A 23,244-nucleotide genomic window follows, 5' to 3' on the forward strand; every position below is an offset into this window, starting at 1 on the left:
AGCCCCGCCATGAACGGCGGAGCTTTTTTAAGCTGTCGGGTTAAACTAAACTAAACTAACCCGACCTAACTATCTCGCCATATTATTGCGCGATACAGCTGTATGTCTTATGCAGCAACAATACTGATAAATTTGCGGCTTTGAGGTCCTTTGACCTGAAAAACCACTTTACCATCAGCCGTTGCAAACAAAGTATGATCTTTTCCGCAACCTACATTATCACCAGCGTGGAACTTGGTTCCACGTTGACGAACAATAATATTGCCTGCCGTCACACTCTCACCACCGTAACGCTTAACACCTAATCTTTTCGCATTAGAGTCACGTCCGTTACGAGTACTACCACCAGCTTTTTTATGAGCCATCTGTAACTCCTAATATCTTAAGCGGAAATGCCAGTAATCTGGATTTCCGTATAGTACTGACGATGCCCCATTTGTTTCATATGGTGCTTACGTCTTCTGAATTTAATAATTTTGACTTTTTTATGCCTGCCTTGAGACAGGACAGTCGCTGTAACTTTGCCGCCTTCGATAAAAGGCATGCCGACCTGAACAGCATCGTCTGACTGAATCATCAGTACTTTATCGAATTCAATGCTGTCGCCTTCGCCTAGCTCCAGTTTTTCTATTTTTAAGTAAGTACCTTCTTCTACGCGGTACTGTTTACCACCTGTTTGAATTACCGCATACATCGGCGCAAGCTCCATCAAGCATTAATCTGTTTAAAGTGAACAAAAAATTATATTTTTAAATCAAGGTTAAGTCAATCTAAATTAAACTTACACCCTAAATATCTTTTCAAAATAATATAAAAAAACCTTTATTCATTAACCTACCACGTCAATAGCATGGGCGATTAAGGTTTTATTAAGTTATAATAGCCTAACAGATTTTGATTTTCATAGCTATCGCCATGAAAAGTAACCCAAACTTACACGCAACACTATATAATGGCATCGCATTCACAATCCCCCGCTAACACGCTCGCTCCCATTGATTTTGACTCAATTAAGCAATTAACTACGGCTGAGGCAAAAGCCGTCGATCGGCTCATTATTGATGAGTTAAGTTCCGATGTTGTCCTCATCAACCAGATGAGCCATTATATCGTCGGCAGCGGCGGCAAAAGATTACGCCCAATGCTGCTGTTACTGGCGGCCAAGGCCTTGGGCGGAGCCAGCGATAACCACCTGCTGCTGGCTGCGATCATTGAATTTATCCACACCGCCACACTGCTGCATGATGACGTTGTTGACGACTCCGACCTCAGACGAGGGAAAGAATCCGCCAATGCCGTCTGGGGCAACGCGGCCAGTATACTGGTAGGCGATTATCTTTATTCCAGTGCATTTGAAATGATGGTGCGCACCGGCAATATGCGGGTAATGGAAATCCTGTCAAAAACCACCACAGCCATTGCCGAAGGCGAGGTGCTGCAACTTTTAAACTGCAATAATCCCGAAACCACGGAAGAAAAATACCTCGAAGTTATTGCCAGAAAAACCGCTATTTTATTCAGCGCCGCGACCAAATTAGCCGCCGTCATCGCCGGATCATCCGCCGAAATCGAACAAGGCTTGGCGTTATATGGTCAACATCTGGGCATCGCTTTTCAACTGATTGATGATGCGCTCGATTACAAGGCCAGTGCAGACGAACTGGGTAAAAACCTCGGCGACGATCTTGCCGAAGGCAAGCCGACCCTACCGCTGATTTACGCGATACAAAACAGCACCGAAAGCGAGGCCAAAATCATTATTGATGCGGTCAAAAATGGCGACCGCGATGCTTTCAACGAAGTTTACGCGATCGTGAAAAGCACTAAAGCCATTGATTACACGGAACAACGCGCCGACGAGGAAGCTCAAAAAGCGATCAGCGCATTAGGTGTGCTACCTGATTCCGAATACAAAGAAGCGTTGATTTTATTGGCGAAGTTTTCCGTCCAGCGTAATTATTAAAACCGCAATCGCCTAGCTTTTAAGTAGCGCATTATAAGCATGCACTTTTTCAAGCAGCCGGTTATATTTACGCTCAACCTTGTCCATCACCTCGGTTAAAAACTGCGTGACCTCGGTATCCTCTATACCTTCTGCCGCCGACAGCATATAAGCTTCCAGCTCACTCACCGCATCGGCATCGACAATCTCATCAAGCAGCGTTGCTGCCTCCGAAGCATTAACAGCCTTAACCAGCTCATTGGCATCCAAACCTTGCTGCAATAATTGTTGCAACATATCAACCGCCTGAACCATTTCCCGCGCTTTTTCACTAACCGGCTGAAGTAGCGTTAAATGTTCAGTGAACTCAATAAAATCGTTCACCGCTTTTTTAAGCTCGTACAAGCGTAATTCGTGTTTTGCCTTAATTGTTTGCCGCATAGCTATTCCAATTCACCCAAAATTACGTCGATTATAATTCAAAGTGGATTTATCGACCGATTGCCATGCAACAAAGATAGCCCTCTTATAAATTGTCTTGTTGCGTTCATTTTAACTTGGGACTACTATCAAAACCGGTCAGAACTAACCTTAAAAATACCGTTGAATATCTGCTTGGTCGTTTGCCTAGTATAGATCGCCGCAAATCACCGGCAACATATAAACCACCCTAACAACACGATGAGGCATGATAATGAAACAACAATATAATTACTTGTGGGCTTTAGTTTTTATGATCGTGACCAGCACTTCATGGGCTTACGGTAGCAGCAGTAGCTCAAAATCCTGCGCCAAACCCAAGTTTACCGATTTCACTCCATCTGAAAATACTGAAGTTGCAGCAGGCTCAGGCTTTTCTTTTTTAGCATCGGCAAATACTTTGCCAGATACCATCAAAGTTACCGTGAAAGGCCTACCCACCAGCCTCAAAGTCACCCCAAACAAAGGTGGTTTTCAGGCAAGCGGAACGATTCCAATGTCATTAAAAGGCGTATACGCCAGAATTGCTATTACCGCCAATGGATCAAGCAATTGCAAAGGTGATAATGGCTGGCTGGTAAAAATTGCCGACTAATTTTCAGACACTCGCTGCCGGTGTTCAAACCTCTCGTTTCACACCGACCATTAACTTTAGAGACTGTGAAAGTATTCGATATAGAAGAAATAACCATGAAGAGCATGAAGATTTAATTCATTGATTAACTTGGCCTTTTATTCATGTCCTTCATGAGCTTCATGAGCTTCATGGTTAATAATACTTTTTATGCCGTACTCATTCATTCTTTCACAGTCTCTTTAGCTTATACGACAGTCCTGTTAATCTAAAGACTATTTTAGACTGGCCAAATAGATAACGAAGCGATACTTCACGTGTCGCTTTTCAACACTCGCTCGTAGGCTTCGTTAATCTGCTGGATCGGGATGATTTCGATGACTGAAGCGATGGCGTTCTCAGCACAGAAAAATTGCTGACCCCACTTGGGTCACTTTGCCAACAATTTCATGACCGAGCACTATCGGAAACACCGAACTGCCCCACTCGTTACGCACTTGACGAATATCGGAGTGACAAACCCCGCAGAACAAGATCTCAATCCGGACATAGGTAGGCGTAGGATCACGCCGTCCAAAACTTAACGGTAACAGTGGAGAGTTATGATTATAAGCGGCATAATCAATAATTTTTTCATGATAAACTTCGTGAACTAATGCAATATGGAACTTTCAATCATGGGTTAATCGTAGAGTCGATAGAGCGTCGCTAAACCTATTTTCATTGTATCTTCTTGTAAAATCAGCCCTGCATGACTAGGTTTGTCGTCATCAGCCCAGCATTCAAAATCGACAGTTTTGACTACCTCGATACTCGACATGATAGCCAGTGGTTCAAAGCCACTTAATATGCGAGGATAATCGCAGCCCAACATTTTTCATGGAATACTAATGAACCATAACGATTTTTTAACGTCCGCTTACGGCGTACGGATACCCCGGATAATTTACGGCACGGCCTGGAAAAAAGATAGCACGGCGACGCTAGTAGAACAGGCTGTCGGACTGGGTTTTCGCGGTATCGATACGGCCTGCCAACCCAAGCATTATAACGAAGCGGGTGTTGGTGACGGCATGGCTGCTTGTCTGCGTCGAGGAATAGATCGCAGTGAGCTTTATCTGCAAAGCAAATTCACCTCATTAAACGGCCAAGATCCGATGCGACTGCCTTATGATCCCAAGGCCAGCCTGGATGAGCAAGTAGCGCAATCATTTCAAACCTCGCTGAAAAATCTGCAAACCACCTATTTGGATTGCTTAGTGCTGCACTCGCCATTGGCAAATCAACAGCAGACCCTGGAAGTGTGGGGGGCAATGGAGCGGATATTTCACGGCGGCGGTGCCAAGCAGCTTGGGATCAGCAATTGCTACGATCTCCAACAGCTTGCGCTATTGTATCGAGATGCCACGATCAAGCCGGCCGTCATCCAAAACCGTTTTTATGCGCAGACCCAGTACGACCGCAGTATCCGCGATTTTTGCAAACAACATCGGATCATTTACCAAAGCTTCTGGACGCTGACCGGCAATCCCCAGGTTTTGGCTCATACCACTGTTCAAACTTTAGCGGCAAAATACCGGCGTAGCGCCGCCCAAGTATTTTTCCGCTACCTGAGCCAAATCGACATCATCCCCTTAACCGGTACTACATCGGAAAGCCATATGCGAGAAGACCTTGCGATCTTCGATTTTGAATTGACCGCCGACGAGTGCAACGCTGTGGAAACGTTGCTTTGATTAGACAACCGTCATCCTCTCCGTTGGCCTAAATCCCCTCCTCCTTATCCTCCTCATCCGTAGCCATATCCGAAATCTCTTTCAACCGCGAGATGGCTTTAAAATTAATGCTGTCTTCCGGATACAAGCCTTCGCCATCTAACACACCAGCCGGTTGCCCGGTCAATAATTCCAGCGTTTCATCTACGCGGGACACCGCATAAACCGCAAACAGCCCCTTTGCTACCGCATCGATCACTTCCTGTTTCAGCATCAGGTTGCGCTTGTTGGCGGCTGGAATGATGACGGCGTGCTGTCCGTTAAGGCCTCGCGCCTGACACAGCCTGAAGAAGCCCTCTATTTTTTCATTAACGCCGCCTACCGCCTGAACTTCGCCGTACTGATTGATCGAACCGGTCACCGCAAAAGTCTGCTTAATCGGCATCCGGGTCAGTGCTGAAATAAGACAGCAAAGCTCGGCCAGTGAGGCGCTGTCGCCGTCAATATAGCCATAGGATTGTTCTATGGCTATGCTGCCCGATATGGCTAGCGGAAATTGCTGGGCATAGGTATGCCCCAAATAGCCGGATAAGATCATCACGCCTTTGGAATGGATGGCCTGGCCCAACTCTACTTCCCTCTCGACATCGACGATGCCTCTGGAGCCGGGGTAAACGCTGGTGGTAATCCGTACCGGCGCGCCGAAACTGCTGCAACCGACTTCCAATACGGTTAAGCCGTTGACTTTACCTATAGACTCGCCCTCGGTATCGATCAGAATGGTGCCGACCAGCATTTCTTCGAGGATGTTCTCGGGCATTCTGCCGTTGCGATGCTCTCTTGCAGCCAGGGCCTGTTCGATATGCGCTCTGTCGCAAACCTGTTGATTGTCGCGCTGACAAAACAGGCTGGCTTCGGCGATGATTTCCAGAGAATCTTTGATGCGGGCGGAAAAATGATGCTGATTTTCCGAAAGTCGACAACTGTGCTCAATCAGGCATTCAATAGCCGTCCGGGTTAACGGCTTGGCACCGGAATCTGCCGCTTGCTTAATCATCAGCAGTATAAAGCGTTGCATGGACTCGTCGTTACGCGGAATGTAATTATCAAAGTCAGCCAGGATTTTGAACATCTCATTAAACTCATCATCCAATTCTTCGAGTAGATAATAAATATCCCTGGAGCCAACCAGGATCACCTTGACGTTTAACGGGATGACTTCGGGCTTGAGGGTGATGGTGTTAATACCTAAATCTGAATAGGGCGATTCGATTTCGATGCGACCGGATTGCAGTGCGCGTTTAAGGCCATCCCAGACGAACGGATAATTCAGCAGTTTTTCGGCATCGAGAATCAAATAACCGCCATTGGCCTTGTGCAATGAACCGGCACAAATCCGGCGATAATTGGTGACCAGCGCGCCCTGATCGCTGACATATTCAATGCGACCGAACAGATTTTGATAAATCGGATGCGGCTCGTAAACAACCGGCGCACCGCTTTCCTGCTGATTATCGACCAGAATATTGGGCGCATACAGCTCGGTCAGTAACAGCCGTTTTGCGGTGTTATCCTGAGGTTCCGGCGTTCGACCGGGCATCAGATAATCGGCAATGGTGTTGCTGAGGCTCTTTTTGATTTCCGCTAAAAAGGTAATGACGTCATCGATATTCTGGTAGCTGTCATTCAGTTTAGAAAACAACGGCTCGATCGCCAGACTGATGGTGTCAGTATCCAGCTGCTTGATTTTTTCGACCATGGCTCTGCGCCACTGGGGTAATTCCAGCAATACATCGCTCAGATATTCTTCCAGCGCCTCAACATGCTTATGAAAAATTTCCCGCTCCGATAACGGTAACTGGGTGAATTGATCTTCATTCAGCGCCTTGTTGTCCTGGATAGGTGCAAAAGAAATCGATTCGCCTTCCCTGAATAACGCAATACTCAAGGTTTGAGCTTTTTTATCGACCAGATCGATGGCATCGTTATAGTACTGGTTGTAATGGCGCTCAATAGCCCCCTTTTTTTGTTGATAAGTCGGACTTTCAAAGATGGCGGGAAAGGTCGCCAGCAGGTTATCGATTAATTTTTCAATGTCCTTGCTGAGCGTCGACCCATGCTCTGCCGGAAGCTCAATTGCCACCGGCTCTCTCGGATTATCAAAATTATCGACATAAGCATAGGAGGACGGCGCGGGCAGCGTTTTGGCCTGGGCATACAGGTGGTTGGTAATCATCGACAACCGACCCAATCCGGGCTCGCCCATCACAAAAATATTGTAGCCGGGATTGCGCATCGCAACGCCAAACTCCAGCGCCGACTGGGCTCTGGACTGTCCTAAAATGGTATCGGGCAACTCAGGTGCTACGGGGAACTCAAAGCCCGCCAGATCGACATTTAGTTTCAGTGATTCCAGGGGGAGCTTTAGGGTATTAGACATGAATAGGGGATGTTCTCGGCTTGCACAAAAACGGCAAGTCTACCATTTTTTACCGCGTTGTTCGATTATCCCAAAAATGTCACTTGAAGCGCGCAGCCAAAAAAATAACCGTGTTAATCCTACTGTCATATTAATTTAATCAAGTTACTGCATAATCAGTAACAAGTTAACAAAACAACAAGGTGTTCTGATGATTATCAATTGGGTTGCAGCAAAGACACAACAACTTTTACCGGCAAAGGATGCCCGACTCGACGAGCTTAACGTCAGCTTTGACTTTGCATTAAGCCCTGAAGTTATGAATTTGTTGTTTGCGCAAAATGACGACTGTATGGATGCAGGAGCAGTTGCCGAGACTCGTCAACTGGCTGAAATAGCCGGTGCGACGACTATATCGGGACTTGAATTGGATGAGCATGAACTGGCATTAGCCTGATGTAGGCGTGCAAAATGACGACTGTCTGGGCTGATATTGCAGGAATAATATCTGCCCAGACACCCCCCTGCTTACTTCACAACTAAACTATTATTAACCGACTTGACTCCCTTAACCTTTCTTGTCAGCTCCACCGCTCTGGTGGCGGCGCTCTCAGAGTCCACAAACCCACTTAGCTGAACGACGCCCTTGTAGGTTTCAACGCTGATTTGCAGCAGCTTAAGCCTGGAATCACCTAATATAGTGGTTTTAACTTTGGTAGTCAGCACCGAATCGTCTAAAAATTCCCCGGTGCTTTCATGTGTAGGCCCGCCAGCACATCCGGCAATTAACATGGCGCATACAAAACCTATTATCAACTTGAATTTACTCATAAATATTTAACCCTTATAGTTTAATTAGGCATCAGTTTCAAAAACGATTATTTCTGGTGTTAACAATGACAACAATGCTACCCGAACGACTCATACTGAAATAACCCCTACGTTTTAATCATACAATATTATGAGATAGATGTATTCCTCACACTCAATGCTGATGACGGGAGGATTTTGACGAGGCGAACAGTAATCTAAAGTCAGACTGATTTTCTTGCTGCTGAAAAACCTCAAATTCTGATGCAAAGTCCTTGCGGGCACGGCATCGATGAGCATCAAGATCTTGAATTAAGACGCCCATGGCTAAAAAGGTATTGGCAGGGATATTAAGCGCCATCATTTCTTCGCTAAACAGTTTTAGGGTATGTTCTTGAACGGCATAATCCTGAAAGTCGCCCAAAACTTCTTGCAGGCCTTTCAATTTCCTAATCAGGTGTTTTATTTGATGCTCGGAATAAAGGCTTTGGAAAAATTCCATCAGGTAGCGCAGCTTTTTACAGGATTTTCTTAAATCATGTAATGCTTCATCCGCTGATGAGCCGTTAATCGCTTCACCTTCGTGCATCACACGGGTAAAAGTCTTCCATATTCTCCTGTCGGCAAGTTCTTTAATGCTCAGCTTAGCATTTTCCTCAAGCGGTTTTTTATATGAGGGCTCTTTAAGGTACAGCTCCCATTCAGCCAGCGTGGATAGATACTTGTTGGATTGCAGTTTTTTTGCCAGTTCTTTCCGGGCTTTTTGCTGTTTGATGAGTAAGAAATCATATAACGGATTAAGGTCTTCCCTGATTGAGTCCGGCAGACTGCTTTTATAGCGGTCAAAACCCAGCAGATAAACATCCAAGTCTCGTGCCGGTCCGGTAATCTGCCCCAGCCAGCAGAAAAAATCGGCATAATACGCGCTGATGTTAGCGGGCAGTATGCCCTTGATCTGGCTGAGTCCCGCGCGGGTTCTTCTGACCGCAACTCTGAAGTCGTGCAAAAATTCGCTGTCGGTATGGGCAATAGTACCCTGTTCGTTGACTTTAATGGCTTTTAACAGGTGACTGTAGATGTATTTGCCGGCAATATCGGCACGCATTTCGGGGTCCAGGTTGATATTCAGTTTTGATGAGTAATCTTTAGGTTTGCGGCCCTGAATCTGCAGAGCTGTCAACAAAACAGATTTATCCGTCGCTGTTAAGCCCAGTGTTGCGGTCAATAGCTCGGCAATATGTTCGGCGGCCTTGTCATAGCCTTTTACCGGTTGCAGAAGAACGCGGCTATTGAATTGGCTGTATGCTTCGATTAACAGCCGAACTATGATTTTTTCATTTTTATTAACAATATTCAGCTGATAGACCTCATATTCCAGTGTGCAAACCGGCAATAATGCACGCATTTCCAACAGCGGCGCCAGGATGTCGTGTAGTATTCCGGACTCGAATTCTTTGCTGAATAAAGGAACTTTTTTACGCTCTGATTCGGCAATAACCGAACCATTTTTAATCGATCTTAATGAAGCCGATTTTGCTTGGTTAAACTCGCAAGTGATGTCGTTTGAGTACAAACGCCAGTCAAAGCTGTCGTAATAGGTTTTGCAGGATGACTGCCTTGAAGCCAGTTGCGTGTCGACCTCATGACTTAATGCGGCGATAAAATTTTCAGCCGTTAAATTCGCGGGGAATTCAAATTGTAAGGACATATTTATCACAAAGTATGGATTCAGGAGTCATTTAGTGGTTAATTTTTCAGCATAACAGCTTAGTATTAATGTTTAATGACATGGGATAAGAATGGACCAGTAAGTCTGCATCAGCCGATATTCGCCGAAAAAACAAGTAATGTAAACTGCCATTTTGCGCCGAAGACTCAGCATAGCAAAAAAAACCGTACTGTAATATTCTTGTCATATTTTTTTTACATAATAGTGCCACTTTAAATTATTTGAGAGTTGATTATGAAAGTATCTTTTAAAACTAAATCGTTGGTGACTGCGATGGGCTTTGGTATCGCTGCATTAACCAGCAATGTTGCCTGTGCCGTACAGACCGTTGATGCCGGTGTTCCCGAATATCAAAAAGCCAGCGGCATTTCCGGCAACCTGTCCAGTGTCGGCTCCGATACGCTGGCCAATCTGATGACGCTATGGGCTGAAGAATTCAACCGCGCTTATCCTAACGTAAACATCCAAATTCAGGCTGCCGGCTCTTCAACAGCGCCGCCTGCATTGACTGAAGGCACATCAAACCTGGGCCCTATGAGCCGTGATATGAAGGATGATGAACTTGAAGCTTTCGAAGACAAATACGGCTACAAGCCTACCGCTATTCCGGTGGCTGTTGATGCGTTGGCGGTCCTTGTCAACAAGGACAACCCGGTTAAAGGTCTGACCATGGAACAGGTCGATGGCATTTTCTCTTCAACCTATAAATGCGGCGGCGCAAACATTGAAACCTGGGGCGACGCAGGCGCTACGGCTTGGGGTTCAAAAAGCATCCAGTTATACGGACGCAACTCGGTTTCCGGCACTTACGGTTATTTTAAAGAACACGCTTTATGCAAGGGTGACTTCAAAAGCAATGTAAACGAACAGCCCGGTTCCGCGTCGGTTGTTCAGTCGGTCACTTCATCGGTTAACGGTATCGGCTACTCCGGCATGGGTTATACAACATCGGGCGTTAAGATGGTGCCTTTGGCAAAGAAAGGCAGTAAGACCTTTGTTGACGCGACGCCTGAAAATGCGCTTGCCGGCACTTATCCTTTGACACGCTACCTGTATGTTTATGTCAACAAGAAGCCAAATCAACCTCTGGCACCGTTAGAAAACGAGTTTATCAAAATGGTGTTGTCTAAAACCGGCCAGCAAGTGGTTATCAAAGACGGCTATATCCCTCTTTCTGCCAAAGTGGTTGATAAAGTATTGGCTACGCTTAAATAGACCAAGTATTTAATATCGCGCAGGGATGCGTAGACAAGGATGTCAGCCCGAATGTGTTATTATCTTCGACTGCCATGGATGGTGGAAGTGTCGCAATCGGAAAGGAACCGATGCGACGCCCCTCAGTAAGTAAAAATGCATCTGACAAAAAACGGCCAAGATTTGCTTTGTGAGTCTTGGTCGTTTTTTGTTTTTTTGTTATATCATTATTCTATTTAATTTCTAGTCTCTTTAGCATGTCAGAAATAAACGCCCCGATAAAACAACCTCCCGCCATAAAAATCAGTTCCGGTGAATATCACCAGCGCTGGCGACTTATTAAAGATGCCTTGGCACGCTATGGCGTGGTGGCGGGCGGTCTGGGGGTGATCGTCGCCATCGTACTGATTTTCTTCTATTTACTGTATGTGGTGTATCCGCTATTCATATCGGCTAGCGCAACGCCGGTCAGCGAATACCCGGTGCCCGAGCAGGCACTGGGCAATACCTTGCTGCTGGCAATAGAAGAGCAAAATGAGGTCGCAGCCCGGTTTACCGACAGCGGGCAAGTGGTGTTTTTTAATGCCGCTACGGGTAAAACCCTATTGATACAAGCTGTGGCAATACCCGAAGGCGTACATATCACCAGCTTTGCACAAGGCAGTCCTGTCAATGAGGGCGCAGTCATTTACGGTTTATCCGATGGCCGGGCAGTCATCGCTAAACAGCAATATAAAGTCACTTATCCGGACAATGTGCGGCTTATTACGCCGTCGCTTAAATATCCATTGGGCGAGCAACCTTTGGCACTGGATGAGTCCGACGCCGCTTTGGAGGCAATCGCGGTTAAAGTGGGCACTGATTCAACGACCATCGTTGCCAAAACGGCCGATAAAATCCGCCTGATCAATTTTCAAAAAGAGCAATCGTTATTTGCCGACGAGGCGGCTTTAACGCGTACGGATTCGGTTCTGGATCTGCCGACTGCGGGTATTGCCGAAATTTTAATCGACAAGGATGAGTCCAATCTGTATCTGCTCAGCAACGACGGACAGTTGGGCTATTTCGATATTAGCGACAAGAGCAGCCCAGACTTAAAGCAGCAACTGAATGTGGTTGATGCGGGACAAAAGATTACCAGTGTGACTTTTTTAAATGGCGATCTTTCGCTGATGATAGGCGACTCCAGCGGCTTGGTGTCACAGTGGAGCATGGTTAGAGACAAACTGAATCGCCCTGCCATGCAAAAAATCAGGGCATTTAAGGTCTCTGATAAAGCGGTCATTGCGATCAACTCAGAACAGCGTCGTAAAGGCTTTATGACCACCGATGCCGACGGCATCGTAGGCATTTATCATTCAACCGCCGAACGGGAAATGATTAAAGAACGAGTCAGCGATGCTTTACCATCGACAGCGATTTTGTCACCGAGAGCCAATGCATTGTTGTTGCAGTCGGCAGCCGGCAACATGCATTTCTGGCAGGTCGATAATGAGCATCCCGAAGTTTCGATCAAATCGCTTTGGCAGAAAGTCTGGTACGAAAGCTATCCGAAACCCGATTATATCTGGCAATCTTCTTCGGCAAATAATGATTTTGAGCCTAAATACAGCTTAACGCCATTGGTTTTCGGCACCCTGAAGGCGTCATTTTATGCGATGTTGGTCGCCATTCCACTGGCACTGATGGGGGCGATTTACACCGCTTATTTTATGGCTCCGGGGATGCGACAGTACGTAAAACCCTCTATTGAAATTATGGGTGCATTGCCGACGGTTATTTTGGGCTTTCTTGCCGGCCTTTGGCTGGCTCCGTTTATGGAAGAGCACCTGACCGGAATCTTTGCTCTATTGATGATCGTTCCTGTCGGCGTGATGCTGTTTGCCTTCGCCTGGCAATTTCTACCCAAGGCCATCGCCGAAAATCTCCCTGAAGGCTGGGATGCAGCCCTACTAATCCCAGTTATTTTACTCAGCGGCTGGATTGCCTTTCAGGTAAGCGTGCCATTGGAAACTTACTTGTTTCACGGCACCCTACAGGATTGGTTGAAGGCTGAAATGGGCATAGGCTACGACCAACGCAATTCCTTGGTGGTCGGTGTGGCAATGGGCTTTGCGGTGATTCCGACCATTTTCTCAATCGCTGAAGATGCGATTTTTAGTGTGCCCAAACATTTGACCGTCGGTTCGCTGGCATTAGGCGCAACGCCCTGGCAAACCATGATCAGGGTCGTGCTGTTAACCGCCAGTCCGGGAATTTTTTCTGCGGTGATGATCGGTTTCGGCCGGGCCGTCGGCGAAACCATGATTGTATTAATGGCAACCGGAAATACACCGGTCATGGATTTTAGCGTTTTTCAGGGCATGCGTACCTTGGCTGCCAATATCGCGGTGGAAATGCCGGAATCGGAAGTTGACAGTACCCATTATCGAATCCTGTTTTTAGCGGCTCTGGTTTTGTTTATGTTTACTTTTGTTTTTAATACGCTGGCCGAAGTCATTCGTCAGCGCTTACGTGAAAAATACAGTTCATTATGATGAGTCTATTATGATTAAAGCATGGTTTAAAAGCGGTACTCCCTGGGTATGGCTCAATGCGGCGGCAGTCAGTACCTGCCTTATTATGGTAGTCGGCGTGCTGGGCTTAATTGTCGTGCGCGGAGTCGGTCACTTCTGGCCTGCCCAAGTGGTACAGTTCAGCTATCAGGAACCGGGCGGGCCAATCCAAACCATTATCGGCGAGCATATCGATAGCAGTATTACGCCGGCCGCGATGGCAAAATCAACGGGTTATATCATGGCCGATGATGAAGATACACTGGTGCAATACCTGATTAAAACGGGTAATCGAGATATTACCGGTGCTGATTTCCGTTGGATATTGGAGCGCAATATCCAACAGCAACAGACGCCTGCCGAACTGATGGTAGTGGAACGACGTGAATGGGGTAATTTCTACGGCCAATTGCTTGCGGTCAAGGAAAGCGGCAAGATTATCGCTGAAGGCGATCAAGCTTGGCCTGCTGCTCAAGCCCGAATAGATCAAGCCTTGGCTATTTTTAAGGAAATAGCCCATCTGGAAAAAAAAGAAGTCGGTGCGATCAACTACAGTCTGGAACAGTTAAGGCTTGAACAGAAAAGACTGCAACTGAACAATCGCTGGGATGCGGCAGCTGAGCAACGGTTGGCCGCCGAAAAAGCGGAGTTGGAAATTGACTATAAAAAATATCAAACGCAGTTAAGCGAGCTGTATCGACAAATAAGACGGGATAGCCTGGTCGCAACAACCGAAGGCGGCAAGGAAATTGAAATACCCGTGGCCAAAGTAGTCAAGGTTTTCCAGCCGAACACCATGAGCCGGTTCGATAAAGTCTGGCATTATGGCGCTAAACTGGTTGAATTTTTAACCGATGATCCGCGCGAGGCTAATACCGAAGGCGGTATTTTTCCGGCTATTTTTGGTACGGTGATGATGGTGATCATAATGTCGATTATCGTGACCCCGTTCGGCGTCATTGCGGCAGTATATTTACGCGAATATGCCAAACAGGGTTTTATCACCCGCTTGATCCGAATCGCGGTCAACAATCTGGCGGGCGTACCCTCGATTGTTTACGGGGTATTCGGCCTGGGCTTTTTTGTCTATATCCTGGGCGGCAACATCGATCAGCTGTTTTTCCCGGAAGCGGCTCCTGCGCCGGTCTACGGTACGCCGGGCTTGCTTTGGGCTTCCATCACCTTGGCTTTGCTGACTTTGCCGGTGGTTATCGTGTCAACCGAAGAAGGTTTGGCGCGTATCCCTAAGTCGATACGCGAAGGCAGTCTGGCCCTGGGCGCTACCAAACTGGAGACTCTGTGGCTGACGGTATTGCCGATGGCAAGCCCGGCGATGATGACCGGCTTGATTCTGGCTGTGGCGCGGGCGGCCGGCGAAGTGGCTCCGTTAATGCTGGTGGGTGTGGTAAAAATGGCGCCCACATTGCCGCTGGACGGCAATTATCCGTTCTTGCATTTAGACAGAAAATTTATGCATTTAGGATTTCATATTTATGATGTCGGCTTTCAAAGCCCCAATGTTGAGGCGGCGAGACCCTTGGTTTATGCGACATCATTATTGTTGGTACTGGTCATTGTGGGGCTGAATTTATCAGCCATTTTAATCAGAAATCATCTGCGAGAAAAATACCGGGCACTGGAAGGTTAAAGAAATGACAGATCAACACGTACGTACACATGCCATTGATGTAAGTTCAGTTTTACGCGATCAGAAAAAAACGGCTGAGCCGAATGAGACCTGTATCAAAGTAGAAAATTTAAATCTTTTCTATGCGGACAAGCAGGCTTTGCATAACGTTAATATGGAAATGCCGAAGAAAAAGGTAACCGCTTATATTGGCCCCAGCGGTTGCGGCAAATCGACACTGCTGCGCTGCATCAACCGAATGAATGACTTGGTGGATAACGTCACCATCGAAGGCAAGGTTCTGCTCGATGATGAAAATATTTACGATAAATCCGTCAATGTCGCCGCTTTACGCAGGCGCGTCGGCATGGTATTTCAAAAGCCGAATCCCTTCCCCAAATCTATCTTCGAGAATGTCACTTACGGCCTTAGAATTCAGGGCATTAACGACAAACGGGTTTTGGAAGAAACGGTTGAAAATGCGTTGCGCGGCGCAGCGCTGTGGGATGAAGTTAAGGACCGCTTGAATGATAACGCCCTAGGTTTGTCAGGCGGACAGCAACAGCGGCTGGTGATTGCCAGAGCGATTGCGATAGAGCCCGAAGTCCTGTTACTGGATGAACCCGCATCGGCGCTGGACCCTATTTCAACCTTAAAAATTGAAGAACTGATCAACGAGCTTAAAGAAAAATACACGATAGTTATCGTCACGCACAATATGCAGCAGGCCGCACGGGTTTCGGACTACACCGCATTTATGTATATGGGCGAATTGATAGAGATGGGTACGACCAGCGAGTTGTTTACCAATCCTCAAAAGAAACAAACTGAAGATTACATTACCGGTCGGTACGGCTAACCAGGAGCAAGCAATGGACAACAGCAAAATAGGACAGCACATATCAGGCCAGTTCAATAAAGAACTGGAAGATGTGCGTAACAAAGTTTTAACCATGGGCGGGCTGGTTGAACAGCAAATAGAGATGGCCGTAACCGCTTTTTCGACCGGTGATATGGAAATGGCCGAACTGGTCATCAAACAGGATAACCAAGTCGATGCATTGGAAATGGCTATCGATCAGGAATGTATGCAGATCTTAGCGTTGAGGCAACCTGCAGCATTCGATTTAAGATTGTTAATCACCGTAATCAAAGTGGTTAATGATCTTGAACGCGTCGGCGACATGGCCGAACGCATCGCCGAGATGGCCATACAGTTGTCGAGTGCCGACAACAACAAACATGACCAATATTACGAGCTGGAGCACATGGCCGAATTGGTTCAGGAAATGCTGCACGGCGCGCTGGATGTATTTGCCAGGATGAACATAGAAGGCGTGACCACGATTACCGGTTTGGATGAAAATGTCGATCGTGAATACGGTAGCATCATCCGCCAGCTGATTACCCGAATGATGGAAGACCCGAGAAATATTACCCGGATGTTGGATGTGCTCTGGATTGCCCGTTCATTGGAAAGAATCGGCGATCACGCCTGTAACGTCTGCGAACATTTGGTTTATATGGTCAAAGGCGAAGATGTGCGACATTTGACCCAGGAAGAACTGGAAAGGAAGATGAAGCAGTAACAGGCGTTTCCGGCGCAACGCCTTTATAATCACCCGGTGATTATTGCAAGACAAAAGCCACTCACCTGTTTGTGAGATTGACCGACACCTGCTGTCTGGCGCAATCATCGGTTGTATTTATCAAGATGAAGGTAAGATAGGCTTTGCGGGTTAACTTATGTTATCTTTCATTATTGGAGAGTTGAATTTTTGATTGGACGCTTTTTTATTTTGATAGCTGGAAAACTACCAACTGACTCTGTTTAAAACGCGTTGCACTTACTTATGTAAATCCGCTGGAAGTTAAAAACCATTATGACTTGGAATTTGTTTAAAAAAAAACCGGTTCAACCATCAGGCAATGACACAGATCCTAAGTCTAAACCGATACTTGATAATAGGCCTTCACCAACAAAAAAAGCTGATATTCCTGCTTCAGGTTTAAAAACACCTAAGCCTATTTCTGATCTGCCAAACGAAATGGTTCTAAAAAACAAGACAGCATGCAGCTATGTTGCCGAAAAAATTTCAATGGAGGATGTTCAAAATTTCTTTCCTATCAGGAATTACGATAAAGAAAAGCTGCTGGCTTTTACTTCCGACCTTAAATCTGAAGTCCACCCCATGCAAACCACCTTGTTTCATTGCGGTAATAAAACGGACTCAGCGCTATATTTGTTAAAAGGTACTATTTCTTTATCGGATGACAATGGCAAAGTTTATGAAATAGCGGCTGGAACTGGAGAAGCCAAATTTCCGATCTCAAGCGGTTCGATACATACAACAACGGCCGTAGCTAAAACTGATGTGAGTGTTTTGCGTGTCTCACAAAAAATCTTGTCGCCTAAATATGCACCGCTATCCCAATTTTCCAGACTGGCGATTCCAGATGAATTAACTAAAAATCATTTGATGTCCTGTTTTATTCATCATTATAATAATGAAGAGCTTAATATACCTTCATTACCGGATGTGGCGATTAAATTGCGCAATGCCATGCAGAACGATGCCAGCGTTGCTGACGTCGTAAAAATCATTCAACATGATGCGGTTATTTCCGCCAAGCTTATTGGATTAGCCAATTGTCCTCTCTATCTAAGTGTAGTCCCGGTAAAAACTTGTTTTGAAGCGGTAAACCGTATTGGCTTAAATGCCACGCGTAACTTAGTCATTAGTTTAAGCATCAATCGTATTTTCAAAACTGACTCACCGCTGATAAAAAAATACTTAGATGAAATCTGGAAAGAAAGTATCTCTATTTCCATTATCAGTTTTGTTTTGGCGACTATTACCAAGCAAGTTAATCCTGAAGAGGCGCTGCTCGCCGGACTTATCAGCAATATTGGCGCTGTACCTTTTTTAAGTTTTGCCGCCAACATTCCTAAAGAGTATTGCACGGCAACGGATATCGAACTCGCCTTACCTTACGTCAAAGGCCCGGTAGGACACAAAATTCTGAGTGACTGGGGATTTGCTGAGGAATATCTTAAAATTCCGCTTTATGCTGCTGACTGGTATCAAAACAATAGCGAAAAACTGAGTTTAACCGATATAGTTGTGCTTTCCCGCTTACATTGGAAGATAGGACATAAAAACAGGTTTGAACTTCCGGTTGTCTCCTCTATACCTGCGGCCAGCAAATTAAAGAATTTTTCACTTTCCCCCGAACGCTCTTTAAATATACTGCATGAAGCCAAGCAGCAAATTAACGATACGATGAGAGTGTTTTCCAGCTAATCCATAGGGTTAATCGCAACGTGCTTTTGCCGCCGCAGGAAAGAGTAAAAGCCTGATTGGCGATTCGGTAGCGAAGGTTGAAAGAGGCACCCAGCGGGTTGCCGATGCGTGAAAAACCATGGAAGAAATTGTGATTTCCATTCGTGGTGTTACAGACATCACGTCTAAAACTAAGCTCAGCTTCAGTTGAACAAACCTTCTCCGGAATTGAACAGCTTAATCAGGCAATCACCCCGATGGACAATGTGACCTGGCGGCAGCCGCCGCAGAATTGCTTGAGCAACAAAACCATCCACGCCTTGAAGGTCTTTCCCCAAGAAAAACCAATGCCTAGTAAAATCAGCCATAATGGAGTTGATTCGATATAATGCTCCCGTGCAGAAAAATAATGTTTTAGAGGGTGATGACAATGACTGATAAAAATAATGAAAAACACCAGATAGTGATTGTTGGCGGCGGGGCGGCGGGTCTTGAGCTTGCCACCAGTCTGGGTAAAAAATTAGGCAAAAAAGGCTTGGCCGAGGTCATGTTGCTGGATGCTTCACCGATTCATATCTGGAAGCCGTTGTTGCATGAGGTTGCAGCCGGTACGCTGGATGAATCCGAACAGATTGAATATCTGGCCCAGGCGCATCGGAATCAATTTCGCTACAGGCTGGGGCGAATGGAAGGTTTGGACAGGCAGAAAAAGGAAATTTATGTTAGCCCCACGTTGAGCGACAGCGGCGAAGAATTAATCCCCAGACGCACTTTTGCTTACGATACGCTGGTGATGTCGGTCGGCAGTATCAGCAACACTTTTAATATTAAGGGCGTGGCGGAACACTGTTTATTTCTGGATACCACAGCTCAGGCGTTTAAGTTTCAAAGGCAGCTGGTTGAATCCTATATTAAACGTCACGTAGGTAAAAACAATATCGCCGATAAGACCTTGTCTATCGTGATCATTGGCGCGGGGGCAACCGGCGTCGAATTGTCGGCTCAATTGCATGAGGTGACCGATCTGCTAGCGGTTTACGGTTTGGGTGAATCCAGCGATGTGAAACTGACCATTATCGAAGCCGCCAATCAATTGTTGCCCGCATTGCCAGTCAAATTAGCCAATGCAACACAACAACAACTGGTCAAACTGGGCATTGATCTTAAGCTGGGTCGGCGGGTGATCGAGGTCACTAAAGAAGGCGTTCATACCCACGATGGCGCTTTGATACCGGCGGATCTTAAAGTCTGGTCGGCGGGCATCAAAGCACCGGATTGGATGAAAGATTTGGACGGATTGGAAGTAAACGGGATCAATCAGTTGGTAGTCGATGAAACCTTGAAAACCAATGATGATGATATTTTTGCGATAGGCGATTGCGCGGCCTGTCCCTGGCCGGGACACGACGGTAATGTGCCACCGCGAGCGCAGGCAGCGCATCAGCAGGCATCGACTTTAAGCAAATCGATAGTCAACCGGTTACAAGGCGGCAAGCTGGTGAAGTATGTTTATCTGGATTACGGATCGCTGGTTGCGCTGGGCAAATACACGACGGTCGGCAATCTGATGGGTAATCTGATGGGCTCGGTCAGTGTCGGTGGTTTTATCGCCAGAGTGGTTTATCTGTCCTTGTATAAAATGCATCAAGTGGCGATACACAGTTATTTCAGGACGGCAATGCTGACGCTATCCAATCTGTTCAGACGCAGTGCTCATGCAAAAATAAAAATGCATTAGAATTTTTTATGTATCTGCGCGCGCTTATTAACCTTTTACGCCTGCGTAGTTACTTTTTTATCATTATTTACATAGATCAAAAACATGTTTGAAATTGAATACGAATTCCGCGAAGAAGATTTAATCCATTTCAATGAAATACAGTTCATGAGAAATGAAGATATACAAAACAATATAAGAAAAAACCGCTGGATAGTGCCTGGCATCATGGGGCTTATCGGTTCGTTTTATTATTTTTATTATGGCGATATGAAGTCGTCGGGGTACATCGTCGTTATTGCCGTGCTCTGGGCGTTGCTGTCGCCCAAGATAATGATGCTGGATTTGCGCAGGCAGATACTTAAAAATTACACCAATAAAGAAAAGCTCAACATGTTCGGCACCTATACGCTGACCATAGATCCTGCCAACCCCAATTACCTGCAGGAGAAATCACCCAGCGGCAAACATAAAATGGCCTGGAGCGATCTGGTTCGGGTGGAATATGGCAAACGCTATGTTTATATCTATATCAATTTGAGCACCGCGCTGGTTATTCCGGTAGAAACCGTCAAAAAAGGCAATCTTGAGCAGTTTGCCGAGCAGGCGGAAAAGATGATTGAGCGGTTTGCTTAAAGCTGCATAAGCAGCCGGGTAGGTCGGGTTAGCGATAGCGTAACCCGGCATTTTTGCGCGAATGTGTTGAGTTACGGCTAACGCCTAACCCAACCTACAAGACTAGACAATAGATAAAAGGAAATTCGATGTGACTATTAGAATATCTTCCGATGGATTCTTGTCAGAATTATGGGCTATAAATAATGAAAGCATACAAGTCTTCCCTCATTTAAAAAGCAAGCAAGGCATAATAAAGAAAGGGTTAGAAATCACTCTTACGGGAAGAAAAGAAGACTATCATCTAGTTGATCTCGAACAATTCCTAAATCACATCGCAAAAGGAGATTTCGAGGAAGTTGGGAGAGTCCGCATGAAACCAAAGGACGGAGGACAAAGCAATGGATTTTCTGTAAGAAAAGCCACAATGAGCCAAGTTCTTTTGGCTGAAATTGAGAAAAGACAAAAGAAGTAATATTTTATCGTTCTCATGCTGGAGCGTGAGAACAATGCAATCCATAATCGTCCGCCTTTCGCCTTGAGCCCTTCACCTTTTTTACCTTAAATGCTAAATTTTAAAAATATAGCCCTGCGCCGTGGCGTGCGGGTGCTGTTTGCCAACTCTTCGTTCACCATTCACAAAGGCCAGAAAGTAGGCTTTACCGGCGCAAATGGTGCGGGTAAATCCAGTTTTTTTGCGCTGGTCAAAAACGAGCTGCATTTGGATGAGGGTGATTTTTCGATGCCACCGGGGCTGGAAATCGCTCACGTCGCCCAGGAAACGCCCGCCACCGACAGCTCCGCGATTAATTACGTCATTGACGGCGATCAGCAATTGAGACGCTTGCAACAGCAGTTAATCTCTGCAGAACAGGTTGATGACGGCTTGAAACAGGCCGAATTGCATGCCGCCTTGGACACCATCGGCGGTTATACCGCACAGGCCAGAGCCTCACGGTTGATGAACGGCTTGGGTTTTAGCGCCGATCAGGAAAACAACCCGGTCAATTCGTTTTCCGGCGGCTGGCGAATGCGGCTGAATCTGGCTCAGGCCTTGATGTGCCGTTCAGACGTGTTGCTGCTTGATGAACCGACCAACCATCTGGATCTGGATGCGGTAATCTGGCTGCAGGACTGGTTATGCAAATATCCCGGCACCTTGTTGCTGATTTCTCATGACCGGGATTTTCTGGATTCCATCACCGATCACATCGTGCATATCGAACAGAATAAGGCCGAAATTTATACCGGCAATTATTCGGCCTTTGAACGGATGCGCGCAGAAAAGCTGGCGCAACAACAATCATCCTATCTAAAGCAGCAACGGGAAATCGCTCATATGCAGAGCTTTGTCGACCGTTTTAAGGCGCAAGCCACTAAAGCGAGACAAGCGCAAAGCAGGATTAAAGCTCTGGAGCGCATGGAATTGATTGCGATGGCGCATGTCGATTCCCCGTTTGATTTTAGTTTCCCTAAGCCGGGGAAAATGCCTAATCCCTTATTAACGCTGGATAAGGTCGATATTGGCTATGGCCAAAGCTGTGTTATTAAACAGGCGGGGCTGTCTATTTCACCGGGCGACCGTATCGGTTTGTTGGGGCCGAATGGCGCCGGAAAATCCAGCCTGATTAAGGTACTGGCAGGCGATATGCAGCCGCTATCCGGTACACGGAATGAAGCCGAAGCGTTGAAAATCGGTTATTTTGCCCAGCACCAGCTGGAGCAATTGCGCGTCGATGAAAGTCCTTTATGGCATTTGCAGCAATTGGACAAGCAGGCGACCGAGAAAGATTTGCGCAATTTCCTGGGCGGTTTCGATTTTCGCGGCGACAAGGTGATGGAAGCGGTCAAACCCTTTTCCGGCGGCGAAAAAGCGCGCCTGGTGTTGGCGCTGCTGGTTTATCAAAATCCCAATTTATTGCTGCTGGATGAGCCGACCAACCATCTGGATCTGGAAATGCGTCATGCCTTGAGCGTGGCCTTGCAGGACTATGAAGGCGCGATAGTGGTCGTCTCCCATGACCGGCATTTATTGCGCTCGGTGACCGATCAGTTATTATTGGTGTCAGGCGGCAAGGTGCAGCCTTTCGATGGCGACCTCGACGATTATCGAGTCTGGCTGACCGAACAGAAAAAGGGCGAAGAAAAAGTTGCTGTCGATAGTGCCCAGACGGTATCACGGAAAGATCAGCGGAAACTGGATGCAGAACGCCGGCAAAAACATAAACCTTTATTCGATGCGCTGAAAAAAGCTGAAATCGCCGTTGAAAAATATCATAATGAACAGCGTCAACTGGAACATCAATTGGCGGATCCGGACATTTATGCAGAATCAGAGAAAGAACAACTAAAAAAGCTGATGGAACGCAAAGTAAAAATCGATAAGGCGCTGGATGATGCAGAAGCGGCCTGGATGGAGGCTGAGGAAAAGATTGAAGCGGTAAAATAGCCATCGAAAAATCAATTTTCCACGAAAAGCACGAAAGACACGAAAAAAAGCAGCCAAAACAATCGTACTGTGAATTTTTCGTGCTTTTCGTGTCGCCTAGAGGCGTCTACTTTTGGCTTTCGTGGACAGTGCTG

At 46.4% G+C, this 23,244-nt stretch carries 22 protein-coding genes; 14 read left to right on the forward strand and 8 right to left on the reverse strand.

Going from position 1 to position 23,244, the window contains the following annotated elements; all coding sequences use genetic code 11:
• Positions 1-107 precede the first annotated feature (107 nt).
• Positions 108-365 carry a 50S ribosomal protein L27 gene (gene rpmA / locus RW114_RS02305; RefSeq protein ID WP_340121092.1) on the reverse strand — a complete coding sequence of 86 codons (258 nt, stop codon included), beginning with the start codon at positions 363-365 and terminating at the stop codon, positions 108-110.
• Positions 366-382: 17 nt separating this feature from the next.
• Positions 383-694 carry a 50S ribosomal protein L21 gene (gene rplU, locus RW114_RS02310; protein ID WP_340121136.1) on the reverse strand — a complete coding sequence of 104 codons (312 nt, stop codon included), beginning with the start codon at positions 692-694 and terminating at the stop codon, positions 383-385.
• 258 nt (positions 695-952) lie between these two features.
• Here rplU and ispB point away from each other — a divergent pair, with 258 nt between their 5' ends.
• Positions 953-1,963: an octaprenyl diphosphate synthase gene (gene ispB, locus RW114_RS02315; RefSeq protein ID WP_340121093.1), complete on the forward strand. Its 1,011-nt coding sequence runs from the start codon at positions 953-955 to the stop codon at positions 1,961-1,963.
• A gap of 12 nt (positions 1,964-1,975) precedes the next feature.
• Here ispB and RW114_RS02320 read toward each other — a convergent pair whose 3' ends face one another.
• Positions 1,976-2,383 (reverse strand): hypothetical protein, encoded by a 408-nt coding sequence (locus RW114_RS02320; RefSeq protein WP_340121094.1) that lies wholly within the window; start codon positions 2,381-2,383, stop codon positions 1,976-1,978.
• 253 nt (positions 2,384-2,636) lie between these two features.
• Here RW114_RS02320 and RW114_RS02325 point away from each other — a divergent pair, with 253 nt between their 5' ends.
• Positions 2,637-3,017, forward strand: a complete 381-nt coding sequence (locus RW114_RS02325; protein WP_340121095.1) for a hypothetical protein — start codon at positions 2,637-2,639, stop codon at positions 3,015-3,017.
• A gap of 377 nt (positions 3,018-3,394) precedes the next feature.
• Here the strand turns inward: RW114_RS02325 and RW114_RS02330 are convergent, their stop codons facing one another.
• Positions 3,395-3,658 (reverse strand): alcohol dehydrogenase catalytic domain-containing protein, encoded by a 264-nt coding sequence (locus tag RW114_RS02330; protein ID WP_340121137.1) that lies wholly within the window; start codon positions 3,656-3,658, stop codon positions 3,395-3,397.
• Positions 3,659-3,886: 228 nt separating this feature from the next.
• Between RW114_RS02330 and RW114_RS02335 the strand changes: the two genes are divergently transcribed.
• Complete coding sequence (locus RW114_RS02335; protein ID WP_340121096.1) at positions 3,887-4,732, forward strand: aldo/keto reductase family protein; 846 nt, start codon at positions 3,887-3,889, stop codon at positions 4,730-4,732.
• A 28-nt stretch (positions 4,733-4,760) separates the two neighbouring features.
• Here RW114_RS02335 and RW114_RS02340 read toward each other — a convergent pair whose 3' ends face one another.
• Positions 4,761-7,151, reverse strand: coding sequence for a Lon protease family protein (locus tag RW114_RS02340; protein ID WP_340121097.1), 2,391 nt, complete (start codon positions 7,149-7,151; stop codon positions 4,761-4,763).
• 190 nt (positions 7,152-7,341) lie between these two features.
• On the opposite strand from RW114_RS02340, the gene RW114_RS02345 reads away from it, so the two are divergent.
• Positions 7,342-7,587 (forward strand): hypothetical protein, encoded by a 246-nt coding sequence (locus RW114_RS02345; protein WP_340121098.1) that lies wholly within the window; start codon positions 7,342-7,344, stop codon positions 7,585-7,587.
• A gap of 71 nt (positions 7,588-7,658) precedes the next feature.
• Here RW114_RS02345 and RW114_RS02350 read toward each other — a convergent pair whose 3' ends face one another.
• Together RW114_RS02350 and RW114_RS02355 are read right to left on the reverse strand one after the other, a co-directional pair.
• Positions 7,659-7,961 carry a BON domain-containing protein gene (locus RW114_RS02350; RefSeq protein WP_340121099.1) on the reverse strand — a complete coding sequence of 101 codons (303 nt, stop codon included), beginning with the start codon at positions 7,959-7,961 and terminating at the stop codon, positions 7,659-7,661.
• 154 nt (positions 7,962-8,115) lie between these two features.
• A complete protein-coding gene (locus tag RW114_RS02355) occupies positions 8,116-9,648 on the reverse strand; it encodes a CHAD domain-containing protein (RefSeq protein ID WP_340121100.1) in 1,533 nt (510 codons plus the stop codon).
• Positions 9,649-9,903: 255 nt separating this feature from the next.
• Here RW114_RS02355 and RW114_RS02360 point away from each other — a divergent pair, with 255 nt between their 5' ends.
• From RW114_RS02360 to RW114_RS02385, 6 genes are all read left to right on the forward strand, one after another.
• A complete protein-coding gene (locus RW114_RS02360) occupies positions 9,904-10,884 on the forward strand; it encodes a PstS family phosphate ABC transporter substrate-binding protein (protein WP_340121101.1) in 981 nt (326 codons plus the stop codon).
• 236 nt (positions 10,885-11,120) lie between these two features.
• On the forward strand, positions 11,121-13,400 hold the full coding sequence (locus RW114_RS02365) for an ABC transporter permease subunit (protein ID WP_340121102.1): 2,280 nt from the start codon (positions 11,121-11,123) through the stop codon (positions 13,398-13,400).
• 10 nt (positions 13,401-13,410) lie between these two features.
• The gene (pstA, locus tag RW114_RS02370; protein WP_340121103.1) at positions 13,411-15,066 is read left to right on the forward strand and encodes a phosphate ABC transporter permease PstA; all 1,656 of its coding nucleotides are present in this window, start codon (positions 13,411-13,413) and stop codon (positions 15,064-15,066) included.
• Between the two features lie 4 nt (positions 15,067-15,070).
• Positions 15,071-15,904 carry a phosphate ABC transporter ATP-binding protein PstB gene (pstB, locus tag RW114_RS02375; protein ID WP_340121104.1) on the forward strand — a complete coding sequence of 278 codons (834 nt, stop codon included), beginning with the start codon at positions 15,071-15,073 and terminating at the stop codon, positions 15,902-15,904.
• A gap of 13 nt (positions 15,905-15,917) precedes the next feature.
• On the forward strand, positions 15,918-16,634 hold the full coding sequence (phoU, locus tag RW114_RS02380) for a phosphate signaling complex protein PhoU (protein WP_340121105.1): 717 nt from the start codon (positions 15,918-15,920) through the stop codon (positions 16,632-16,634).
• A 294-nt stretch (positions 16,635-16,928) separates the two neighbouring features.
• Positions 16,929-18,350 carry an HDOD domain-containing protein gene (locus tag RW114_RS02385; protein ID WP_340121106.1) on the forward strand — a complete coding sequence of 474 codons (1,422 nt, stop codon included), beginning with the start codon at positions 16,929-16,931 and terminating at the stop codon, positions 18,348-18,350.
• A 182-nt stretch (positions 18,351-18,532) separates the two neighbouring features.
• Here RW114_RS02385 and RW114_RS02390 read toward each other — a convergent pair whose 3' ends face one another.
• Positions 18,533-18,697, reverse strand: coding sequence for a hypothetical protein (locus RW114_RS02390; protein ID WP_340121107.1), 165 nt, complete (start codon positions 18,695-18,697; stop codon positions 18,533-18,535).
• A gap of 62 nt (positions 18,698-18,759) precedes the next feature.
• On the opposite strand from RW114_RS02390, the gene RW114_RS02395 reads away from it, so the two are divergent.
• From RW114_RS02395 to RW114_RS02410, 4 genes are all read left to right on the forward strand, one after another.
• Positions 18,760-20,067 carry an NAD(P)/FAD-dependent oxidoreductase gene (locus RW114_RS02395; protein ID WP_340121108.1) on the forward strand — a complete coding sequence of 436 codons (1,308 nt, stop codon included), beginning with the start codon at positions 18,760-18,762 and terminating at the stop codon, positions 20,065-20,067.
• An 84-nt stretch (positions 20,068-20,151) separates the two neighbouring features.
• Complete coding sequence (locus RW114_RS02400) at positions 20,152-20,682, forward strand: YcxB family protein (RefSeq protein ID WP_340121109.1); 531 nt, start codon at positions 20,152-20,154, stop codon at positions 20,680-20,682.
• A gap of 130 nt (positions 20,683-20,812) precedes the next feature.
• The gene (locus RW114_RS02405) at positions 20,813-21,136 is read left to right on the forward strand and encodes a hypothetical protein (protein ID WP_340121110.1); all 324 of its coding nucleotides are present in this window, start codon (positions 20,813-20,815) and stop codon (positions 21,134-21,136) included.
• Between the two features lie 90 nt (positions 21,137-21,226).
• Positions 21,227-23,110 carry an ATP-binding cassette domain-containing protein gene (locus RW114_RS02410; protein WP_340121111.1) on the forward strand — a complete coding sequence of 628 codons (1,884 nt, stop codon included), beginning with the start codon at positions 21,227-21,229 and terminating at the stop codon, positions 23,108-23,110.
• The last annotated feature ends 134 nt before the right edge of the window (positions 23,111-23,244 follow it).

The organism is Methylobacter svalbardensis (genome assembly GCF_037671525.1).
GTDB lineage: Bacteria > Pseudomonadota > Gammaproteobacteria > Methylococcales > Methylomonadaceae > Methylobacter_A > Methylobacter_A svalbardensis.